Annotated in this window: 21 protein-coding genes and 1 pseudogene; 5 read left to right on the forward strand and 17 right to left on the reverse strand. The window is 32.5% G+C overall.

Annotated features, from left to right (window positions below):
• The first annotated feature begins 11 nt into the window (after positions 1-11).
• The 4 genes from ASF10_RS09945 to ASF10_RS09960 are packed head-to-tail and all read left to right on the forward strand — an operon-like array spanning position 12 to position 3,723.
• Positions 12-578 carry a 2OG-Fe(II) oxygenase gene (locus tag ASF10_RS09945; protein WP_056248362.1) on the forward strand — a complete coding sequence of 189 codons (567 nt, stop codon included), beginning with the start codon at positions 12-14 and terminating at the stop codon, positions 576-578.
• On the forward strand, positions 575-1,306 hold the full coding sequence (locus tag ASF10_RS09950) for a metallophosphoesterase family protein (protein WP_056248365.1): 732 nt from the start codon (positions 575-577) through the stop codon (positions 1,304-1,306). Before ASF10_RS09945 ends, ASF10_RS09950 begins: the two co-directional genes overlap by 4 nt.
• A gap of 2 nt (positions 1,307-1,308) precedes the next feature.
• A complete protein-coding gene (locus ASF10_RS09955) occupies positions 1,309-2,247 on the forward strand; it encodes an ADP-ribosylglycohydrolase family protein (protein ID WP_056248368.1) in 939 nt (312 codons plus the stop codon).
• Positions 2,248-2,253: 6 nt separating this feature from the next.
• Entirely contained in the window at positions 2,254-3,723 is a 1,470-nt protein-coding gene (locus ASF10_RS09960) for a nicotinate phosphoribosyltransferase (RefSeq protein WP_056248370.1), read from the forward strand.
• A gap of 137 nt (positions 3,724-3,860) precedes the next feature.
• Here the strand turns inward: ASF10_RS09960 and ASF10_RS09965 are convergent, their stop codons facing one another.
• From ASF10_RS09965 to ASF10_RS09990, 6 genes are all read right to left on the reverse strand, one after another.
• Positions 3,861-4,565 carry a hypothetical protein gene (locus ASF10_RS09965; protein WP_056248373.1) on the reverse strand — a complete coding sequence of 235 codons (705 nt, stop codon included), beginning with the start codon at positions 4,563-4,565 and terminating at the stop codon, positions 3,861-3,863.
• Entirely contained in the window at positions 4,566-5,171 is a 606-nt protein-coding gene (gene nadD, locus ASF10_RS09970) for a nicotinate (nicotinamide) nucleotide adenylyltransferase (RefSeq protein WP_056248375.1), read from the reverse strand.
• Positions 5,172-5,239: 68 nt separating this feature from the next.
• Positions 5,240-5,662, reverse strand: a complete 423-nt coding sequence (locus tag ASF10_RS09975; protein ID WP_056248378.1) for a DoxX family protein — start codon at positions 5,660-5,662, stop codon at positions 5,240-5,242.
• 74 nt (positions 5,663-5,736) lie between these two features.
• On the reverse strand, positions 5,737-6,312 hold the full coding sequence (gmk, locus tag ASF10_RS09980; protein WP_055094037.1) for a guanylate kinase: 576 nt from the start codon (positions 6,310-6,312) through the stop codon (positions 5,737-5,739).
• 94 nt (positions 6,313-6,406) lie between these two features.
• Positions 6,407-7,267, reverse strand: coding sequence for a YicC/YloC family endoribonuclease (locus tag ASF10_RS09985; RefSeq protein WP_056248380.1), 861 nt, complete (start codon positions 7,265-7,267; stop codon positions 6,407-6,409).
• Between the two features lie 286 nt (positions 7,268-7,553).
• Positions 7,554-7,907, reverse strand: coding sequence for an arsenate reductase family protein (locus tag ASF10_RS09990; protein ID WP_056248383.1), 354 nt, complete (start codon positions 7,905-7,907; stop codon positions 7,554-7,556).
• A 78-nt stretch (positions 7,908-7,985) separates the two neighbouring features.
• On the opposite strand from ASF10_RS09990, the gene ASF10_RS09995 reads away from it, so the two are divergent.
• On the forward strand, positions 7,986-8,441 hold the full coding sequence (locus ASF10_RS09995) for a DinB family protein (protein ID WP_056248386.1): 456 nt from the start codon (positions 7,986-7,988) through the stop codon (positions 8,439-8,441).
• Between the two features lie 39 nt (positions 8,442-8,480).
• Here ASF10_RS09995 and ASF10_RS10000 read toward each other — a convergent pair whose 3' ends face one another.
• The 11 genes and pseudogenes from ASF10_RS10000 to ASF10_RS10050 all read right to left on the reverse strand — a co-directional run bounded on the left by ASF10_RS10000 (position 8,481) and on the right by ASF10_RS10050 (position 20,372).
• Entirely contained in the window at positions 8,481-8,978 is a 498-nt protein-coding gene (locus ASF10_RS10000) for a septal ring lytic transglycosylase RlpA family protein (protein WP_056248388.1), read from the reverse strand.
• Positions 8,979-9,066: 88 nt separating this feature from the next.
• Positions 9,067-9,489, reverse strand: coding sequence for a hypothetical protein (locus tag ASF10_RS10005; RefSeq protein ID WP_056248390.1), 423 nt, complete (start codon positions 9,487-9,489; stop codon positions 9,067-9,069).
• A 105-nt stretch (positions 9,490-9,594) separates the two neighbouring features.
• Positions 9,595-12,438: a TonB-dependent receptor gene (locus tag ASF10_RS10010; protein WP_056248392.1), complete on the reverse strand. Its 2,844-nt coding sequence runs from the start codon at positions 12,436-12,438 to the stop codon at positions 9,595-9,597.
• 319 nt (positions 12,439-12,757) lie between these two features.
• Positions 12,758-14,401, reverse strand: coding sequence for a glucose-6-phosphate isomerase (pgi, locus tag ASF10_RS10015; protein WP_056248395.1), 1,644 nt, complete (start codon positions 14,399-14,401; stop codon positions 12,758-12,760).
• A gap of 112 nt (positions 14,402-14,513) precedes the next feature.
• A complete protein-coding gene (locus tag ASF10_RS10020) occupies positions 14,514-14,849 on the reverse strand; it encodes a hypothetical protein (RefSeq protein ID WP_056248977.1) in 336 nt (111 codons plus the stop codon).
• Positions 14,849-15,469: a hypothetical protein gene (locus ASF10_RS10025; protein ID WP_056248398.1), complete on the reverse strand. Its 621-nt coding sequence runs from the start codon at positions 15,467-15,469 to the stop codon at positions 14,849-14,851. The genes ASF10_RS10020 and ASF10_RS10025 overlap by 1 nt, the downstream gene beginning before the upstream one ends.
• Before the next feature lie 36 nt (positions 15,470-15,505).
• Positions 15,506-16,726, reverse strand: a complete 1,221-nt coding sequence (locus tag ASF10_RS10030; protein ID WP_056248399.1) for a M23 family metallopeptidase — start codon at positions 16,724-16,726, stop codon at positions 15,506-15,508.
• 22 nt (positions 16,727-16,748) lie between these two features.
• Entirely contained in the window at positions 16,749-17,690 is a 942-nt protein-coding gene (locus tag ASF10_RS10035; protein WP_056248403.1) for a tryptophan 2,3-dioxygenase family protein, read from the reverse strand.
• Positions 17,690-18,460, reverse strand: coding sequence for a DUF3108 domain-containing protein (locus ASF10_RS10040; protein WP_056248978.1), 771 nt, complete (start codon positions 18,458-18,460; stop codon positions 17,690-17,692). Before ASF10_RS10040 ends, ASF10_RS10035 begins: the two co-directional genes overlap by 1 nt.
• A 299-nt stretch (positions 18,461-18,759) precedes the next feature.
• Positions 18,760-19,920 (reverse strand): 4-hydroxyphenylpyruvate dioxygenase, encoded by a 1,161-nt coding sequence (hppD, locus tag ASF10_RS10045; protein ID WP_056248405.1) that lies wholly within the window; start codon positions 19,918-19,920, stop codon positions 18,760-18,762.
• Positions 19,921-20,012: 92 nt separating this feature from the next.
• Positions 20,013-20,372: pseudogene (locus ASF10_RS10050) on the reverse strand (four helix bundle protein).
• Positions 20,373-20,540 lie beyond the last annotated feature (168 nt).

Here is a 20,540-nt window from a genome sequence, read left to right on the forward strand (position 1 = left end):
AATGTATAATTATGCTAAACATTATTAATGATACACTAGAAATTTATACAATCAATAATTTTCTTACGATTGATGAGTGTAATAAATTGATAGAAAAAAGCGAACAAGTTGGTTTTGAGGAAGCAGAAATAAATATTGATGGAGCCCAAAAAATGATGAAAATGGTACGCAATAACGAACGTATCATGTATCAGGATGATGACTATGCATCTTTCTTATGGCAAAAATTGCAACCTCATGTTAAGTCTGAAGTAGGAAACAGTGTAGCTATAGGATTAAATGAAATGTTCAGGTTTTACAAGTATAACCCAGGTCAACGTTTTAAAATGCACCGTGACGGAAGTTATAAACGCAGTGAATCTGAATATAGTTATTATACATTTCTTATTTATTTGAATGATAAATATGAAGGTGGAGAAACAAAATTTGCTTCGGGTGAAATTATTATGCCTAAAACCGGAACAGCGCTTATTTTTGAACATAGCCAACGTCATGAAGGAGCAGCTTTGATTTCAGGAATAAAATATGTTTTAAGAAGTGATATTATGTATAAACTTAAAGACGACATAAATTCATGAAACGAACTTTAGTTATTGGAGATATTCACGGAGGTTTAAAAGCTTTAGTTCAATTATTGGAGAAAGTTGAAACCACCGAAAATGACCGACTCATTTTTCTAGGGGATTACGTTGATGGTTGGGGAGAATCTGCACAAGTTATTGATTATCTGATTGCTTTGTCTCAAAGACAAGAATGTGTTTTTATAAGAGGAAATCATGATGTTTGGTGTCATGAATGGTTGATGAATGATGTAATAAATGATATTTGGTTCTTGCACGGAGGAAAATCAACAATAGAAAGTTATGCTGATATTGAACTTTTAGAAAAAGAAAAGCATCTTGAATTTTTTTCGAACATGAAAGATTACTTTGTAGATGAACACAATAATTTGTTTATTCACGCTGGTTTTTCATCCATGCACGGTCCGGAGAAAGAACATTACAAAACAAATTATTCCTGGGACAGAACTTTGTGGGAAATGGCTTTAACGATGGATAAAAGAATCCAAAAAGATTCGCTTTCGTACCCAAAAAGATTATTGCTTTTTAATGAAATCTACATTGGTCACACGCCAACACTTCATTATAATGTTGAAATTCCGATGCAAGGCTGTAATGTCTGGAATATTGATACCGGAGCAGGTTTTTATGGAAAATTAACCTGTCTTGATATTCAAACAAAAGCATTCTGGCAAAGTGATGTTGTACAATCCTTTTATCCAACAGAAAAAGGAAGAAATAAATAGAGATGAAAAACAAAATAGAATCAGGTTTATTTGGTTTGGCAATTGGAGATGCTTTGGGTGTTCCAGTTGAGTTTAAATCAAGAATTTCTTTAAAAGAAAACCCTGTTACTGATATGATGGGTTATATGAGTTGGAACCAGCCTCCGGGAACTTTTAGCGACGATAGTTCATTGGCTTTTTGCTGTGCAGAAAGTTTATGCAAAGGTTTTGACATCGAAGATATGGCAATAACTTTTGTAAAATGGATGCAGGAAGGATATTGGGGAGCTCATCATAAAGTATTTGATATTGGAGGAACCACAAAATATTCTTTGGCACGAATTGTTAAAGGAGATTCTGCCAGAGATTCTGGTAATTTTTTCGACGAAGATAACGGGAATGGTTCTTTGATGAGAATTTTGCCTTTAGTTTTTTATCTTCGTAATGAAAGTGATATCGAGATTGTTTACAAAAAAGTAAAAGCAGTTTCGTCCATAACACATGCTCATTTTCGTTCGGTATTTGCCTGTTTTATCTATGTTATTTTTTGTTTTGAAATTTTGAAAGGAAAAAATAAAAAGGAAGCATACACAGAAACACAAAATATTCTAACAGAATTTTTGAAAGACAAGGAATATAATCCAAAGGAAATTCAGTTATTTGACAGAATTTTAAAAAATGATATTTCTAAATATCCTGAAAGCGAAATTCCGTCATCAGGATATGTATTGCATAGTTTAGAAGCCAGTTTTTGGTGTTTTTTAAATTCAGATTCTTATGAAGAAACTGTTTTAAAAGCGGTTAATTTGGGAGGAGATACAGATACAACTGCTGCAATTGCGGGAGGTTTGGCAGGTATTTATTATGGGATCGAAAATATTCCTGAAAAATGGATTGGGAATTTGGTCAGAGCCAACGATATAAAAGATTTAGCAGAAAGATTGTCAAAAAATATAAATTAAAAAAACATGAACCCACTATTATTAACAGACGGTTACAAAGTTGACCACAGAAGACAATACCCGGATAAAACCACATTAGTATATTCGAACTGGACACCAAGAAAATCAAGAATCGAAGGTCTTGATGAAGTTGTGTTTTTTGGATTACAATATTTTATCAAAAAATATATTATTCATGATTTTGATGCTGATTTCTTTAAGCAGCCAAAAGACGAAGTAGTAAAAAAATATGCACGCCGAATCAATAATTATTTAGGTGAAAACCAAGTTGGAACAAAACATATCGAAGATTTACACGATTTAGGATATATCCCGATGGTTTTTAAAGCTTTGCCAGAAGGAGCAAGTGTTCCTTTGAGAGTGCCAATGTTTACGATGTATAATACGATTCCTGAATTTTTCTGGTTGACTAATTATTTCGAAACTTTACTTTCTGCAGTAGTTTGGTTGCCTTGTAACTCAGCTACACTTGCCAGAGAATATAGAAAAGTATTAGACAAATATGCTGATGAAACATCTTCTGTACCGGAGTTTGTAGATTGGCAGGCACATGATTTCTCGATGAGAGGAATGGGCGGAATCGAAGCTGCAATAACTTCGGCAGCGGGACATTTATTGAGTTTTACAGGTTCTGATACGATTCCGGTAATCGATTTTTTCGAAGATTATTACAATGCAAATTCTGATACCGAATTAATCGCTGGTTCTGTTGCTGCAACAGAGCATTCTGTAATGTGTATGGGAACTACAGAAGGTGAATGTGAAACTTTTAAAAGATTAGTTACAGAAGTTTATCCAAAAGGAATTGTATCTATCGTTTCTGATACCTGGGATTTATGGAAAGTACTAACCGATTATTTACCTCGTTTAAAAGAAGACATTGTTGCCAGAGAAGGTAAAGTGGTGATTCGTCCTGATAGTGGTGATCCTGTTGATATTATCTGCGGAAATCCAAACGGAAAAACACAAGAAGAAAAGAAAGGTGTAATTGAACTGCTTTGGGATGTTTTTGGAGGTACAACTAATGCAAAAGGATATAAAGAGCTTATACCTCAAATTGGCGCTATTTATGGCGATAGTATTACCGTGGCAAGAGCGACTCAAATTTGCGAAAGATTAAAAGAAAAAGGATTTGCTTCTACAAATGTTGTTTTAGGAATTGGTTCTTTTACGTATCAATATAATACTAGAGATACTTTTGGTTTTGCGATGAAAGCCACTTACGGTGAAGTTGATGGCGAAGGAAGAGCAATTTTTAAAGATCCAATTACGGATGATGGAACTAAAAAATCTGCTAAAGGATTAATGAAAATCGAATTAGTTGATGGCGTATATCACTTAAGTGATAATGTAACGTGGGAAGAAGAAAAACAAGGTGAATTGAAAGAAGTTTTCAGAGACGGAAAACTTTTGGTTGATCTGTCTTTAAGCGATATCAGATCCCGAGTTAAAAGTGATATTAATGTTGAAGCATAATTACAATTCAATTATTAGCTGAATTAATGTAAGTCCCATCGGGGCGATATATGTCGCTCCGCTGGAGTTCTTTATAGAATGAATTATATTGAAAAACGAAAGCCTGAATTTTTAAATTCAGGCTTTTTTTATAATTTCTAGCAGCAATATTTTGCTCTCAATTCTTTTGCGTCAGTATCAGAGTCATATCCAATTAATAGCAATCCTTCTGTACATTCCATTCTTTTTTCTTTGATTAATTTCGCAATAAATAATTCAAATTTTATGTATGAGCGGTGTTCAGTGTTTATTAAATTCAAATAATTTCTTTGATAAGGAATTTTTTCATTTGTAATAATATCTAATAATACTAATTGCAATTCATCAATATGTCTTTCAGAATCTAATTTGAAATTTCGGGATATTTTTTCACCTTCATAATTAAAAGAAATTAAGTTGTTAATTCCGTTACTGTATATCGGACCAGAATTGGTATTTTCGTTTCTTTGGCCGGAATATGAGTTCCCGTATAGAATTAGATTTTCTATTTTACTATAGGAATACGGTTTGTTATCAATAATTAAAAAATCCTCTTCAAAAGAAATTGTTCCTATAAAATATCCATTTAGGTTCTCATATTCATTTAACCTAATGCCACCACCAATGAAATAAGTTATTACAGGGATTATAAGTACGCAATAGGCATATTTTGAAATATCACATCCAAATGAAGTTTCTATAAACAGAAGCAATAAAATATACGAAATAATTGCAATTAAAGAATAGTAAGTTAGCTTTTCAGACAAAGTAAAGTCAAATTGTCTGGATTTCTTTGGGTAAAAAATCGAAGCAGAAAAACGCATTTACTTTTTATAAAAATTATTATGATCGATATATTCCCAAACTTTTGGAGGCAATAACGGTTGAATGTTTTTTCCTTCTTTAATGCTTTTTCGAATAAAAGTAGCAGAAATCTCTACAATTGGAGCATCAATAATATGAATGTTAGGATGCGATTTTAAGGTATTGGGTTGTTCTTCTTCTAAAAGATTGACAGTTGTTTTATCTTCGAGTCTTGGATAAACATAAATTTCATACTGATCTAAAAGCACTTCGTAGTTTTTCCATTTATGAAGCGTTTTCAGGTTGTCTTCGCCCATAATTAAAGAAAAATCATGAGTTGGATACTTTTCATGCAAATGAACCAACGTATTTACTGTATAATTAGGCTGAGGTAATTTGAATTCAATATCAGACGGCTTAATTTTTGGATAATCTTCTGTTGCTAAATGCACCATTTCCAATCGTTGATGATCGTCTAATAAAGTAGATTTCTTCTTTAACGGATTATGTGGTGTTACAACCATCCAAATCTGATCTAAATCGGCAAACTCCGCCATATGATTGGCAATGATTAAGTGGCCAACATGAATGGGATTATAAGTTCCGAAATAAAGGCCTATCTTCATAAAAGAGGTTTTTTCATAATTTAAATAGTAATTGATACATTCAAATTAATCTGTGGTATTAAAATAACTTAGTAACGATTCTTTTTTGAAATTAAATAATCAACAGAGAATTTGCCGCTTCCGGTAACTAAAATAAGTAGATAAAACAACAGATATAAAATCCCCATTTCTTTAACATCGATCGGGTCAGCACCATGAATAACAAATACTGCAACCAGCATTGTAATTATTAACGGCAACGTAGCCAATCTTGTAGCTAAACCTATAAAGATAAAAAAGGAACATAATACTTCTGCAAAAACAGCAAGAGTTAATGAAGCTGTTTTTCCTACTCCAAGCGGATCTGGAAATTGAATCTCGCCTCCTGACAAAAGCATATTCAATTTAGATAATCCATGCGAAATCATCAATGTTGCAATAGATATTCTAATGACAAGAATAATTATGCTTAGATAGTTTTCGTTTCTTTTTGTTTCAAATAAATTAATCATAATACAAATATTAATAGCAGTTTACATCAATGCTAACGGCTCTTATGGTAAAATAGTATTGGTTTATGAAGTTTCTAGTCTTTGTTTACAAAAGCTTTTACCAATTGATAGGCTTCTTCTTTAGCAGTATCCAAATCGTAATTTTTTATAATTGTATCAAACTGAGGCGCAGTTGCCAATTCAACAGACGCTTTAGCGATACGCATATTGATTTTATCATCGCTCTCAGTAGAACGCTCTTTTAGTCTGCGTTTCAACTCGTCAACGCTTGGAGGTTTTACAAAGACAGCCAAAGTTTGGTCTGGAAATTTATGTTTAATACGCAATCCGCCTGCAACATCAATATCAAAAATCACATTTTTTCCTAAAGCCCAAATTCGTTCGATTTCGGCTTTTAAAGTACCATAAAAATTATCGCGATACACTTCTTCCCATTCCAGGAAATTTTCGGCTTTAATGTGTTTTTTAAATTCTTCCAACGAAATAAAATAATAATCTTTTCCGTGTTCTTCTTCTCCGCGTGGGTCGCGTGAAGCCGCCGAGATCGAAAATTCTAAATTTAAATCTTCCTTCCCAAGTAAATGTCTTACTATAGTTGTTTTTCCTGATCCCGAAGGTGCTGAGAAAACAATTAATTTTCCTTTATTCATTATTGTTATGCTTTAAGCTTTAGGCTTTAGGCCTTAGGCTTTAATTTGATTTCGTTTTTAGCTTATTGCCTATAGCTTAAAGCTTATAGCGTTTTTACAAAACATTCAAAACCTGTTCTTTAATCTTTTCCAATTCATCTTTCATCATCACCACCAATTTCTGCATTTGAGCGTGATTCGATTTTGAACCCATTGTATTGATCTCACGACCCATTTCCTGAGTAATAAAGCCTAATTTACGACCATTTGCTTCAGTACCTTTTATAGTTTCTAAGAAATAATCCAGATGATTCGTCAAGCGAACTTTCTCCTCTGTAATATCCAGTTTCTCTAAATAATAAATCAATTCCTGCTCAAAACGATTTTCATCAACGTTGACTTTCAATTCAGATATTGCCGTTTGCAAACGATCTTTTATAGCCTGAACACGTTCCGGATCAAGAGCCAAAGCATCGTTCATATATTGACGGATATTTCCAATTCTTAAGTTGAATTCTTTTTCAAGAGATTCACCTTCGTCTTTTCTAAAAGTTAAGATGTTTTGAAGCGCTTCTTCAATTATAACCTGAATTTGTTCCCAATCGTTTTCATCGATTTCCTCGCGTTCCGTTTTTAGTGTATCCGGCATACGAACCGCCATTTTCATTAATTCAGTTTCATCAGCATCAGGATAAACTTCTCTAAGCTGAGCAATGTAGTTTTTTACAACAGGTACATTTACTTTTGTCGAAGTTTGTTCAGAAGTACTTTCAATGTAAATTCCAAAATCAACTTTCCCTCTTTCCAGTTTTGTAGAGATTTGAGTCCTTAAACCTAATTCCATTTCGCGATAAAGTGACGGCATTCTTACGTTTAAATCTAAACCTTTACTATTTAAGGATTTTACTTCAACGGTAATTTTTTTTGTAGGCAATTGCAAAGAAGCTTTGCCAAACCCTGTCATAGATTGTATCATATAATTGAGTATAAAGGCGCAAAGATAAATAAAACTTTGCTGTGTTGCGCCGTAATTCGCTAATCTGTTTTGTGCTTAACAACTTAAAGTTTTTTTGCCACGAATTTCACGAATAAACACGAATTTAATTATTGTGAATTTACTGTTTTTCTTGCCACTCCCGATAGCTATCGGGATAAAATGATTTTATAGATTTTACCAATCTGTGAGAATCTTTTTAATCTGTGGCTACTTTTTAAGCTCAATAAGTAATTCGCGAAAATTCGTGAAATTTGTGGCTAACTTTTTATTTTTCTAAAGCTTTCTGAACCTGTAATGTTACAGGTTGTGTATTACCAATATAAATCTTTTCATCAATAATGAAAACCGGACGACTGATGAATGTATAATGTTCTAAAATGTATTTTTTATAATCCTCCTCAGTCAATGACTTATTTTTTAAATCCATTGATTTGTATAATTGTGCTTTCTTGCTAAACAAAGCCTCATAGCTTCCGGCAAGTTTGTACATTTCTTCAAGTTCAGCTTCGGTAATTGGATTTTGTTTAATATCATGAAAAACCAGATTATTGTCTTTTGGTAAACTTTTAATGATTTTTCGGCATGTATCGCAAGATGCCAAGTAGTATATTTTGTTCATGATGTTTAAATTTAAGTGACTACAAAGAAAATTCATTTAAAACTGAAAAATGCTTAATTTTAGAAAAAAAATAAAATTATGAATTCAGTTTTTGAAGTGCAGAAAACCATTAGACAAGTTCTTTTGAATATTTTAGAGAACTATTCGCTAGAGCAATTAAATAAAATCCCACAAGGTTTTAATAATAATATTATTTGGAATGCGGCACATTGCGTTGCTGTTCAACAGGCTTTGGTTTATAAGTTATCAGGTTTGCCAACAATGGTATCCAAAGAATTTTTAATGAAATTTGCAAAAGGAGCAAAACCGGAAGGCGATGTTTCTCAAGAAGAGCTAGATGAAATTAAAACATTACTTTCTACAACTTTGCAACAAACAAAACAAGATTATAATGATTCCGTATTTGTGAATTTTCAGGAATATACGACCAGTTTAGGCAATACGATTAGAGATATAAACGGAGCACTGGAGTTTAATAATTATCACGAAGGACTTCATACAGGTGTAATTATGAGCATTAGAAAGTTTGTATAAAAAGAGTCCCGTTTTGAAATTTAAAAACGGGACTTTTTTTTATTCTATTATAGTTTCAATTGTAACCTTCATGGCACCGGCACCTTTATTTTTGGTGATTTCCATAAAAGCTCTTTTGGATAAATCAAGTTCTCTTGTTTTTACAAAAGGCCCACGATCTGTGACTTTTACGATAACAAATTTTCCGTTAGCTTCATTTGTTACTTTTATTCTTGTGCCAAACGGTAGTTTTTTATGTGCTGCGGTATATTTACTATTATTGAATCTGGCTCCGCTAGCTGTTTTTTTTCCGTTAAATCGGTCAGCATAGTAAGAAGCATGTGCATTCTTTTTATAGGCTTTTAGCTTTAGACCTTTATCCGTAAAGACAGAATCTGTTGGGATGGCAAGTATATCAGGTTTTATGATTTTTACTGTATCCTGAGTGATTTTAGGCTTAGGTTCTGATGTTGGTTTAGTTTGACTTATAACGTAAGTAAAACAGCTTAAAAAAGTTAATGTAAGGGTTGTAAGTATAATATGTTTTTTACTTCTCATGGGTTATTTTTTTTCAGACTTGGGGAGTTTGTACAAATAATATGCCGAGATAAAAAAAGCCCTATTGTTTTAGGGCTTTAATTGGTTTTTAGAACCATAGATTCCATGGAATTCTGCTCAATATAAGCAATAAACCTAATCCGTAATAAATAGCAAAAGTTTTAAATTTAGCTTCGCTATTAATTAATTTTTTATGTTTTGACCATCCAATAGTAATCAATATAATAGCTATAATATTGATTAATGGGTGTTCTAAAGAAGTTAGTCTTAGTTCTGAATTAGACATTTGTCCAAATGCTGCTTTTCCAAGAGGAGAAACAAAATAAAGAATTATTCCAATCAATAACTGAGTATGAGTTCCAATTAAGGCAAATAATGCGATTTTGCGATCTTTACCAGTAAAATCTTTTTTTGAAGTCAGACCAATTATAGCATTTACAACTGCAATTAATAAAAGCAAAAGTGCTAAATAAGCCCAGCCAGAATGGAATTTTTGTAGAAAATAGTACATAAATTTTATTTTTTGTTAAAACAAATATAGCAAAAAAGGGTATAAAAAAAACGGCATTGGACTAAAAGTCAATGCCGTTTTTGGTATTTATTTAGATTCTAAATATTAGAAATCATAACGTAGTGTAAAGTTCCAAGTTCTTCCAAATCCGAAGAATACCTGATTTACATTAGCAACTCCATTATAAAGCATTCCATTAGAAGCATAAGTTCCTTTTGAACCAGCTGGTTGGCCAGTAGCTACAGGAAGGTTGTCATCAGCAAAAGTATTGGTTCTAGACTCAGCAATGTAAATTTTATCAAGAACGTTGTTTACGTTTAGCCTGAAGTTTACAGATTTGTCTTTGTTTTTACCAGTTAACATTTTGTATGAGAAACCAGCATCCATTAATCCATAAGAAGGTAATTCTAATGAACCTTTATTGTTTTGAGCTGTAAAGTTAGTTGGGCTAATACCAGCATACAAATGATCATTAAAGTTGTAGTTAGCATCAACTGTTACTCTTGTTACAACTTCGTAAGAAGCTCCTAAAGAAGCTGTCATTTGTGCAGCATCACCTACTTTTACTTTGTCCATATATACAGTAGCAGCAGTGTATCCTGCAACTGGTGTATTGTCTGCTTGGTAATAAGCATTTACAGTAGCATTACCTTTGTATTCCCAAATTCCATATGAGAACATACCATTAACTTTAAGTCTGTCAGTAATGTTAGATGATCCTTCGAACTCTATTCCTGAGTGAACCTCATTAAGACCTAAGTATTCTGTATAAGTTGTGTTTGCAACAATTGTTGAACTAGCTGGAAGAGCATTACCTTTTAGGTATCTGTCATTCCAAGTTGTGTTGTAAACGTTTACTGTAGCATTAAAGAATCTAGAACGGAATCCATAACCAGCTTCAAATCCAGTAATTTTCTCGTTAGTAAGGTTAGGGTTTACTGTAGATCTGTTGTTTGGATAAACTGAATTAAAGAATGGTTGTCTTGAGTAGTATCCAGCATTAACGTAAACATTGTTTTTCTCGTTGATGTTGTAGTTAGCCCCACCTTTTACGTTACCACCTGTAACATTTTTGTAAGGTGTAGAAGATAATGGGTCAGTTGGTAAGTATACAAAATTGTCTTCTCTTTTGTATCCTTGTTGTGAAACCGCTCCTTGAACAAAAGCTGTTAAGTTATCTTTAGCATACTCTAATTGAGTAAATAAACCGTACCACTTAACATTACCTGTACTGTTGAAAGAAATTTTATCGTAGTTTTTGTTTTGGAAAACATTCCATTGAACATCAGTAGGGTAAGTTGTAGTTAAATTTCTACCGGTTGGTTTTAACGCAGCGATATTATTGTCAAAATATTCACCTCCACCTAATAAATTATTTACGACTGTATAATGGTAACCTTTGTAAGTTCTTCCGTCAAATCCAAAATCTAAAGTCAATGTATTAGATAATTTTTTGTTTAAGTTGATTACAGCACCAAACCAGTCATGAGAGTTGATAGATGAAGTTTGTGATATACCTGATGTATTTGTTGAAGTAGCAGTATTGTAATCAGCATTTGATCCACTGAAGTAAGCACTGTTTTGGTAAACACCGTTGATTTTTGCTCTTTGTTGAAGTCCTGTGAAACCTGCAATAGCAACTGGTTGACCAGAGTTATAAGCTACGATTTTATCATAATCTACCAAACCATCCGGTCTTCTAAAAGCTACAAGATCGCTGTATGCTTTTCCTTTAATTCCTCCAGTTGCACTAGCACCTGCACCACGCCCCATAGAAGCATAAAATACAGAAGAAAGTTTTGTTGTTTCGTTGATTTTGTAATCCCAGTTGAAAGACGCAACTGGTTTGTGATAGTAATTTTTTCTGATGTTATATTCTTCACCATTCAAATATCCTGTATCAGCATTATATCTAAGACTTGGCTCATTATTATGTCCATATTGTTGGTAAGTAGCAATAGTAGATGCTGTAGATCTTTGGTTGTGCCATTGTGGAGCACCTGTTACAGTAAGTTGAAAGTCATGTTTACCACTTTTAGTACCGTATCCTAAAGCAACGTAGTAGTTAGAACCTTCGAATTGAGTTCCGTCAACATAACCATCTCCCATTGTTTGAGATAACAATACAGATGCAGAAAGACCGTTGTCTAATTTTCCTGTATTGTATGAACCTTGAATTTTAAAGTTTCTTCCATTTCCAAAACCAGAAGAGAAAGATCCACCTTCTTTTTTGTCAGAAGCTTTAGTAACAATGTTAATTGTTCCACCAACAGAAGGAGTTGCAAGTTTAGAAGCTCCTAAACCTCTTTGAACCTGCATAGCAGATGTTACATCTGATAAACCAGCCCAGTTACTCCAATAAACAGACCCATTTTCCATGTCATTAACTGGCATACCGTTAATCATAACCGCAATGTTTTTTTGATCAAATCCACGAATGTTGATTCTTGAATCTCCAAAACCACCACCTGATTTAGTAACATATACTGAAGGGGTATTTCTTAAGATCTCCGGAAATTCCTGAGTTCCTAGTTTTTCCTGAATTTCAGCAGCTTTAATTGTAGAAACAGCAACCGGAGTTTTTCTGTCCTTTGCAATATCAACTACACTACTTTTTACAACAATCTCGCTCAATTCGTTAGAATTAGAAGCCATAACGATTGTTCCTAAATTAGTTGTTCCACCGTTTGAAACTGAAAATTTTAAAGTTAAATTGTCGTAACCTAAAAAAGAAATAACGATTTCTCCTGAACTTGTTGTTGCATTCAAAGTAAATTTACCGTCAAAATCTGTAGAAGTAGCAGCCGTAGATCCTTTGATCACTACGTTTGCTCCCGGTAATGAACCACTACCGTCGGTAATCATACCTGTAATTTTTCCTTGAGAAAATGCGGTTGTAACTATCATGAACAATAGTCCAGTAAGTAACCAATTTTTCATTGTCTTCATTTGTTATTAGTTTATTGTTTTTGGCAAAATTATAACAATTAAATCAGATAGTGTTATCAAAATGTTAAGAAAAATAAGTTTTATCTAATTCGTTGCGCATTAAAATGATTTTTCTTTTTTTTATTAAACAAAATAACATTTTTTTGAATTTTAGCTATTGTATTTTGTTAAAATGATAATGATATGCATGGTCTTGTAGTGGTAAACTTGCAATAATCAATGTTTTACACTTGTTTTGAGGCTTTTTTGTACGAAAAAACGCCTTAATTTGTTTTAAATTGAGGCGTTTCAGTTCGTTGTGAATTGATTTATATTAATTCTACTTATTTTTTAAAAAGTGATTTAGTAAAAATGAAGTAGAGCTATCATGATTTTCTACTGTTTTAGTATTGATTTCATCTAAAATAGAGTTAGCTAATTGTTTTCCTAATTCTACTCCCCATTGATCAAAGCTAAAAATATTCCAGATAACACCCTGAACAAAAATTTTGTGTTCGTATAAAGCAATCAAAGAACCCAAGCTTTTTGGAGTCAATTTTTGAATTAGGATCGTATTAGTTGGTTTGTTTCCTGTAAAAACTTTAAATGGTAACAAGTAAGATGCTTTATCTGCTGAAAGTCCTTGTTTGTCAAATTCTGCCTGAACTTGTTCACTCGTTTTTCCGTTTAGTAAAGCTTCAGTTTGTGCAAAAAAGTTAGACATCAGTTTATCGTGATGATCTTCATTTCCGTATAATGGTTTTACAAATCCAATAAAATCAGTTGGAATTAGTTTTGTTCCCTGATGAATCAATTGAAAAAATGCATGTTGCGAATTTGTTCCCGGCTCTCCCCAAATGATAGTTCCGGTTTGATAGTTTACAGGTTTTCCGTCACGACCAACACTTTTTCCGTTACTTTCCATAGTTGCCTGTTGCAAATAAGGTGCTAGTTTTGATAAATATTGTGTGTACGGAATCAAAGCTTCACTTTCGGCACCAAAGAAATTGTTGTACCAAACGCTCAATAAAGCTAAAGTTACAGGAATGTTTTCGTCGAACTCTGCCGTCTTAAAATGCTCGTCCATTTCATTGGCACCCTTCAATAAATCATTATAATTATCAAAACCAATTGCTAAAGCAATGCTTAAACCTACTGCACTCCATAAAGAGAATCTTCCTCCAACCCAATCCCACATTGGGAAAACATTGTCAGGATTAATTCCAAATTCAGTTACTTTTTGAATATTTGTAGAAACTGCCACAAAATGTTTTGCGATATCTTCCTGAGTTGCCGATTTCAAAAACCATTCTTTAATCGTTTCAGAATTTGATAACGTTTCCTGAGTAGTAAAAGTTTTAGAAACAATTAAAAATAATGTAGTTTCAGGATCTAATTTTTTGATTACTTCATTAACATGATCACCATCTACATTCGATACAAAATGAAGATTTAAATGATTTTTATAAAATTGTAAAGCCTCAACTGCCATAACAGGACCAAGATCAGAACCTCCAATACCAATATTTACAACATCAGTAAAGGCTTTTCCTGTATATCCTTTTCTTTCTCCCGAAATTACTTCGTGGCTAAATTTTTTGATTTTATTTTTTACTTCATAAACTTCAGGGATTACATTTTCTCCGTCAACTTTGATAACCGCTGATTCCGGAGCACGCAATGCAGTATGTAAAACAGCTCTGTTTTCAGTCTGATTGATGATTTCTCCACCAAAATATTGAGCGATCGCATCTTTCAATCCAATTGAATTTGCTAATTCTAATAAAAGAGAGATCGTTTCCTGACTAATATTGTTTTTAGAATAATCAACTAAAAAGTCATTCCATTGTAAATTGAATTTTTCAACACGAGCATTATCCTGTTGAAACAATTCTTGTATCGTAGTTTCGTGAATTGCGTTATAGTGGTTTTGCAGATTTTTCCACGCTTCAGTCCCGGTTGGGTTTGTTGTGTTTAAAGCCATTTTTTGTTTAATTGAAAATGTGGTTATAAAAAAAACAAAAATACTGAAATTAGTTTTAATAGGATATCGGTTCACAATTATATAACAAATAGTTACGAAAACGATTTATAACTTATTCGTGTTTAATTTTTGTTGTTATGATAATTGCACCGTCATTTTCTTTTTCATTATAAATGATACGACTACTATTTTTGTTTAAAAAGTCTAAACTTATGATGTCGGATTTTTTAAGAGGCAATAGTATTGTGTCTTGTTTTTTATTGTATTTAAAAGGAATTCCGTCAATTACAATTAAAGGTAATTTGTCAATTTGATTTTCTTCAAAGGCTTTGTTGACTAATTCTAAGACAAAATATTTGTTTTCTTCTGTGTCATTTAAAACAAAAACCTTCGGATTAGAATATCCTAAAAGTATTATTGAAGAAAGTAGGAGTAAAGTTCTTTTCATTACCAAATCTTCCACCATGGTTTTTTATTAACCTCAATTGTTTTTCTGGCAACATCAATCTCTATTTTTTTTAGTGGTTCAATTTTAATTTTAGAATCATCAAAAAATAGTTTGCCATTTTCATCTATTCCAATAGGGGATTTAGTTCTTTGTTTCCAGTTTTCTGTTTGTAATTCCGGAACCAAAGGCAAATTGATTTTGTCATTAAATTTCTTTCTCGCTTTTTCTATAATTTCTTCTTCTAAGTTTGAAGTAGAATTTTTAAGAAGTGTCAATGAATTGTCAGGAATGTTTAAAAGAAAAATCTGTGTTTTGTTTTCAATTTTATAAATGTCCAATACTTTAAAATAAGCAATCGAATCTAAAAGAAAGTGACCATTTTTTGCCGAATCAGGATTGAATTTCGATAAATCCTTAGGATGAGCGCTGGCAATTAAATATCTTAAATTACCATCAAGTCCGCCACTGATTGAACTCATATCAGTAAAACCTTTTTCCTGAATGATTTGTCCAATTTTATAATTTGAAATTATATCTTCAGTAAGATTTGTATCTCTGTAAAAAAGTTTTAAACCAGAAAAAGTTTCATTATAAATTGCTTTAAGACGAGCATTCTTCATGTTTGACTATTTTTAAAATTGAAATTTCAATAAAAGTTATAAATTCCCAATACTGTCCAATTCTCTTTTCAAAGGCTCCATTTGTTTCATAAAACGGGTTTTGTCAGATCCGGTTAGAGATTCTCCGGTAGGTAAATTTAGCCTGAGTGCATCAACCTGAATTCCGTTTTTCCAGAAACGATAACAAACGTGAGGTCCTGTTGCCAATCCTGTGCTTCCTACTAATCCTATGGTTTGTCCTTGAGTAACACGTTGCCCGCGACGAACTAAAATTCTGGACATGTGTAAATATTGAGTCGAGTAGGTACCGTTATGTTTTACTTTTACAAAGTTTCCGTTTCCTGCCGTATATCCTGTTGCTTCTACAACTCCTGATGCTGTTGTCGAAATTGGAGTTCCGGTTGGAGCAGCATAATCTGTTCCTTTGTGTGCTTTCCAGGTATGTTGTACAGGATGAAATCTGTTTGCAGTAAATCTCGAAGTGATTCGGCTAAACTTAATTGGTGTTTTAAGGAAAAAGTTTTTCAAAGTTTTTCCTTCATCGTCATAATATTCTACTTTTCCTGAAATAGTATCTTTCTCAAACGGAAATGCATAAACTATCTTGCCTTTATATTCAAAAAATGCAGCTTCAAGATCTTCAACTCCGTCATACGTTTTACCGTTTATAAAACGTTCTGTAAAAATTAATCCGTAGCGATCTCCTTTTTTAAGTTTAAAAAAGTCAATAGACCATGAAAATACTTTTGTGATTCTGCTTGCAAGTGCTGCTTCAACACTTTCGTTTCCTAAAGTTTCAGATAATGAACTTTTTAAAACGCCGCCAATGATTTTACGTTTCAGCGTAACCGGTTTTATTTTTTTATAAGCCTTCGTAATGCTATCTCTAAAATCAATTACATAATAGGTCAAAGCATCTGGCTGATAAATAAAAAGCTGTAGTTTATTTGTTTTGTTTTTAGAACGAAGAAGAGTGTAGGGTTTGTTGTATCGAATCGTTCTTACATTAAAAGAGTCTTTAACCTGCTCAACAATATCAAATACTTTTTTGTCGCCAATATTTTGTTTTTGGATAATAGAACCAAAAGAATCTCCTTTTTTTATGGTGTCCTGAAGAACATTAAAATCAGCGTAATTAAAACCAAATTCTATTTTTTTAGTTTTTGGTTTTGTAATTTTAATTTCGACTTTTTCAGCGGTTTTGTTACATGAAATTATCGAAAATAACAGGATTATAATTACGAGTACTTTTTTCAAACTTATTTATTTTTTTTGGAAATTAAACTGTGGCTTCATTTCCCCAATTAGACAATTCTTCTTCGGTCCACAATTTAGGAAAAAAGATGCGTCTTTGGTATTTTGGATGCATATATTTTTGCCAATCACTTCCTCCTGTTGCTTCACCATTGCCTTTTCCGCTTTCTAAAATATATTTTCTTGCGGTGTTTAAATGCTGCATAACCCAAGTGATATTCACCGTTTTGTCATAGTGACGCATGGCTTGAATTAGTTCTTGGTTTTGTTGATCTTCTATAGGAAGTTGGGTGAATTTTTGCCAAATATTTTTTGTCCTGAACTCAGAAATTTGTCTTAGGAATTGGTTTTTATATTTATTTTCGAATTCCTTAAGTAAATATGATTTTTCTCCTGTGTGATAATCTTTTCCTGCCGCTTGCCAATATAAATGCTCAAAGCTGGTTTCTAAATCTGTGTTTTCATCAAAATTGTCTTTGTATCTGCGGTCTGTTAAATTGATAACATCTGTCGATGCAAATTCTATCAATCTGTATTGTGCGCTCTGAAAACCACTTGCCGGAGTCAGCGTGTTTCTAAATTTCATGTATTGATCGACTTCCATTCCGTTTTCCATAATACTAAACGAATTGGTTAGCATGTCGAAATAGCGGGTAATTCTTGAAAGTCTTTCACTAAAAAAATCAACCTGAATATTTTGTGTGTCCGCAATTTGGTCAATTTCCCACAAAATCATTTTAAAAATCAATTCATTAACCTGATGATACATGATAAAAACCATTTCGTCAGGAAGAGTGGTGCGTTGTATTTGTAAGTTTAACAGAGCATCAGTCTGAATGTAATCCCAATAAGTGATAGGTTTTGACCAGAGTAAGCCTTCTAACTGAACATCAGTCTTTTGATTTATAGCTTGGTATTTAAGGTCAATTTCTTTTAGAATTGATTCTGAATGATCTGTGGTATTCATTATTTTTTTGCTTTAAATGGATTTTTTAATCCTTTATATTCGTCAAGATCTGCTTTAAGTGATCCAACGGCAAGATCCGCTTTTATTCTAATCGGAACCTTGTTGTCGTCATCTGTTATCCAGAGCGTTACACTTTCTTTTTCTTTAAAAACGCGCCCTGTTTGTACTAGTGGCTTAAATACCATCGTAGAAACGGTTCCAAATTTAGTCGTAATATCTTGACGACCTATATATTTTAACTTAAATTTTGTGATTTCTTCATCAAAAAACATGTCGATTGTAATTGCTTCACCAGATTTAAGTTTGTCAATATTAGGATGGTTTCTTAAGTAATAAAAAGACGAGATAATATCCTGAACATTATCTGTTATAACAATTGTTTTTTCAGTTTTGCGCTTGTAATCTTTTACTAAAATCCTGTTTTCGGTTTGGTTAAAAAAACCTTCCTGATTTTTTGTGTAGCCGCCTTCGTCTATTTTTCGAACATAACGATAAGGGCTTCCGGTTTGTTTGTCAAAATAACTTTCGTATAAATCTTCGACCTTGAAGAAAAATTTAGACATTCCGGTTGTGTAACCTTTACCCACAGCGTGAAACACTTTTTTGTTGCTTATGGTTGCTTCTTTTATTTCAAGCGTGGCATAACCGGCATTTACGATTCCGTAATGAATTCTGAATTTAAAGTATTCTCCAGTGTCGAAAGCATCTTCTTTTTGAGAATCAAAAGAAAGTGTCGTGAGAATAAATATAGTGAGGATGAATTTTTTCATAGTACAATTTTTACATTTCATTATAAAGATAAATAAATGCAAATTCTATTCCAAATGTACCGATACAAAAAAACTCAGTCAAGGAATGACTGAGTTTTTATGCTATTAACTAACCAAAAAACTATAAATTATGAAATTTATATCAATTCAGAAGGAAACCACCCCTTCTTGATTTGCGAGTGCAAAGATAGATAGAAAGTTCAAAAAAGAAATAGCAAAAGGCAAGTTTAACATAACATTTGCATAAAAAGCACCCTTTTACAGAGAATTATTCTATTTAATGTAAAAATATTGCGTTTTTACAAAGTTCCTCTTAATTCCTGCTCTCTTTCAATCGACTCAAAAAGGGCTTTAAAGTTCCCTGCACCAAATCCTTTTGCGCCCATTCTTTGAATAATTTCGAAAAAAAGCGTTGGTCTGTCCTGAACTGGCTTAGTAAATATTTGTAATAAATAACCATCTTCATCGGCATCGACCATAATGGCTAATTTTTCAATTTCGTTTATATCTTCTTTCATCATATCCATATGAACTCCCAATCTCTCCGGAATTGCCTGGTAATAGGTGTGAGGAGGAGCAGATAAAAATTCAACTCCGCGTGCTTTTAACTGTGAAACCGTTTTTATAATATCATCTGTTGCAATAGCGATATGCTGAATCCCGGGTCCGCCATAGAAATCTAAATATTCTTCGATTTGAGATTTTTTCTTTCCTTCTGCCGGTTCGTTGATTGGAAATTTAATTCTTCCGTTTCCGTTAGACATTACTTTACTCATCAACGCGGAGTATTCTGTTGTGATTTGTTTGTCATCGAATGATAAGAAATTTACGAATCCCATTACTTCTTCGTAGAATTTTACCCAGGTATTCATTTCGTTCCAGCCTACATTTCCAACCATGTGATCAATATATTTTAGACCAGTTGGTTCAGGATTATAGTCTGATTTCCATTCTTTGTAACCCGGTAAGAAAACACCATTATAGTTTTTTCTTTCTACAAAAATATGTACTGTTTCTCCATAAGTATAAATTCCCGAACGAACTACTTCTCCAAATTCATCAGATTCTACAGTTGGTTCCATAAAAGAGCGAGCACCGCGTTTGATGGTTTCTTCATAAGCACTTCTGGCATCTTCAACCCAAAGAGCAGCAACTTTTACACCGTCTCCATGTTTTTTAAGATGTTCATGAATTGGCGAATCTTGTGTTAACGGAGTCGTCAATACAATTCTGATTTTATCTTGTTTCAAAACATAAGAGGCTCTGTCTCTTACTCCGGTTTCTAATCCGGCGTAAGCCAATGATTGATATCCAAAGGCTGTTTTGTAATAATGTGCCGATTGTTTTGCATTTCCTACGTAGAATTCTACATAATCTGTTCCTAATAACGGAAGGAAATCTTGTGCTCCTTCGAAGATTTTCTCTAATCCGTATTCTACTGATTTTACTTCTTTTGACATGATTTTTTAATTAGAAAATGTGTCAATTAGAAAATGAGATAATGTGCGTTTCGATAAAAATTATCTAATTGACACATTGACTAATTATCTAATTATTTCATTTTTGATGTTGATATTATTTTGTTTAAAATTTTTAAAATTTCTGAGAGATCATTTAATAAACGAGTACACTTTGGATATTCTCTATGAGCATCACATAAAAACAACCAATATTCTGTTTCGTCTGCTTCTTTAATTGCAATTTTTAATTTATGAATAAAATCTGCTTTGCTTTCTGCGTTTTATGATTCTTTTGAATTTGCTCCAATTGATGTTCCGCTTTTTAATAACTGATTTGCAATTACAAATTTCTTTTGTTCCTGAAGTTCGCTAGTGTAATCAATTATGTTTAATGCAAAATTGAATGTTTTTATTAAAAGAGCGTTGTCTTTATATTTTTCGTTGAAAGTCATTTTTTAATGAGATAATTTATTTGTAGGTTTAAAATTACAAATTAATTATTTGAATTTACTCATTTTCTAATTATGCGGTTTCAAAAGCATTCTCTAATTATCTAATTGCCACATTAACTAATTTATACAGTTTCAAGAAAATTATCTAATTATCTAATTGGCACATTA

This window comes from Flavobacterium sp. Leaf82, assembly GCF_001422725.1.
Taxonomy (GTDB): Bacteria; Bacteroidota; Bacteroidia; order Flavobacteriales; family Flavobacteriaceae; genus Flavobacterium.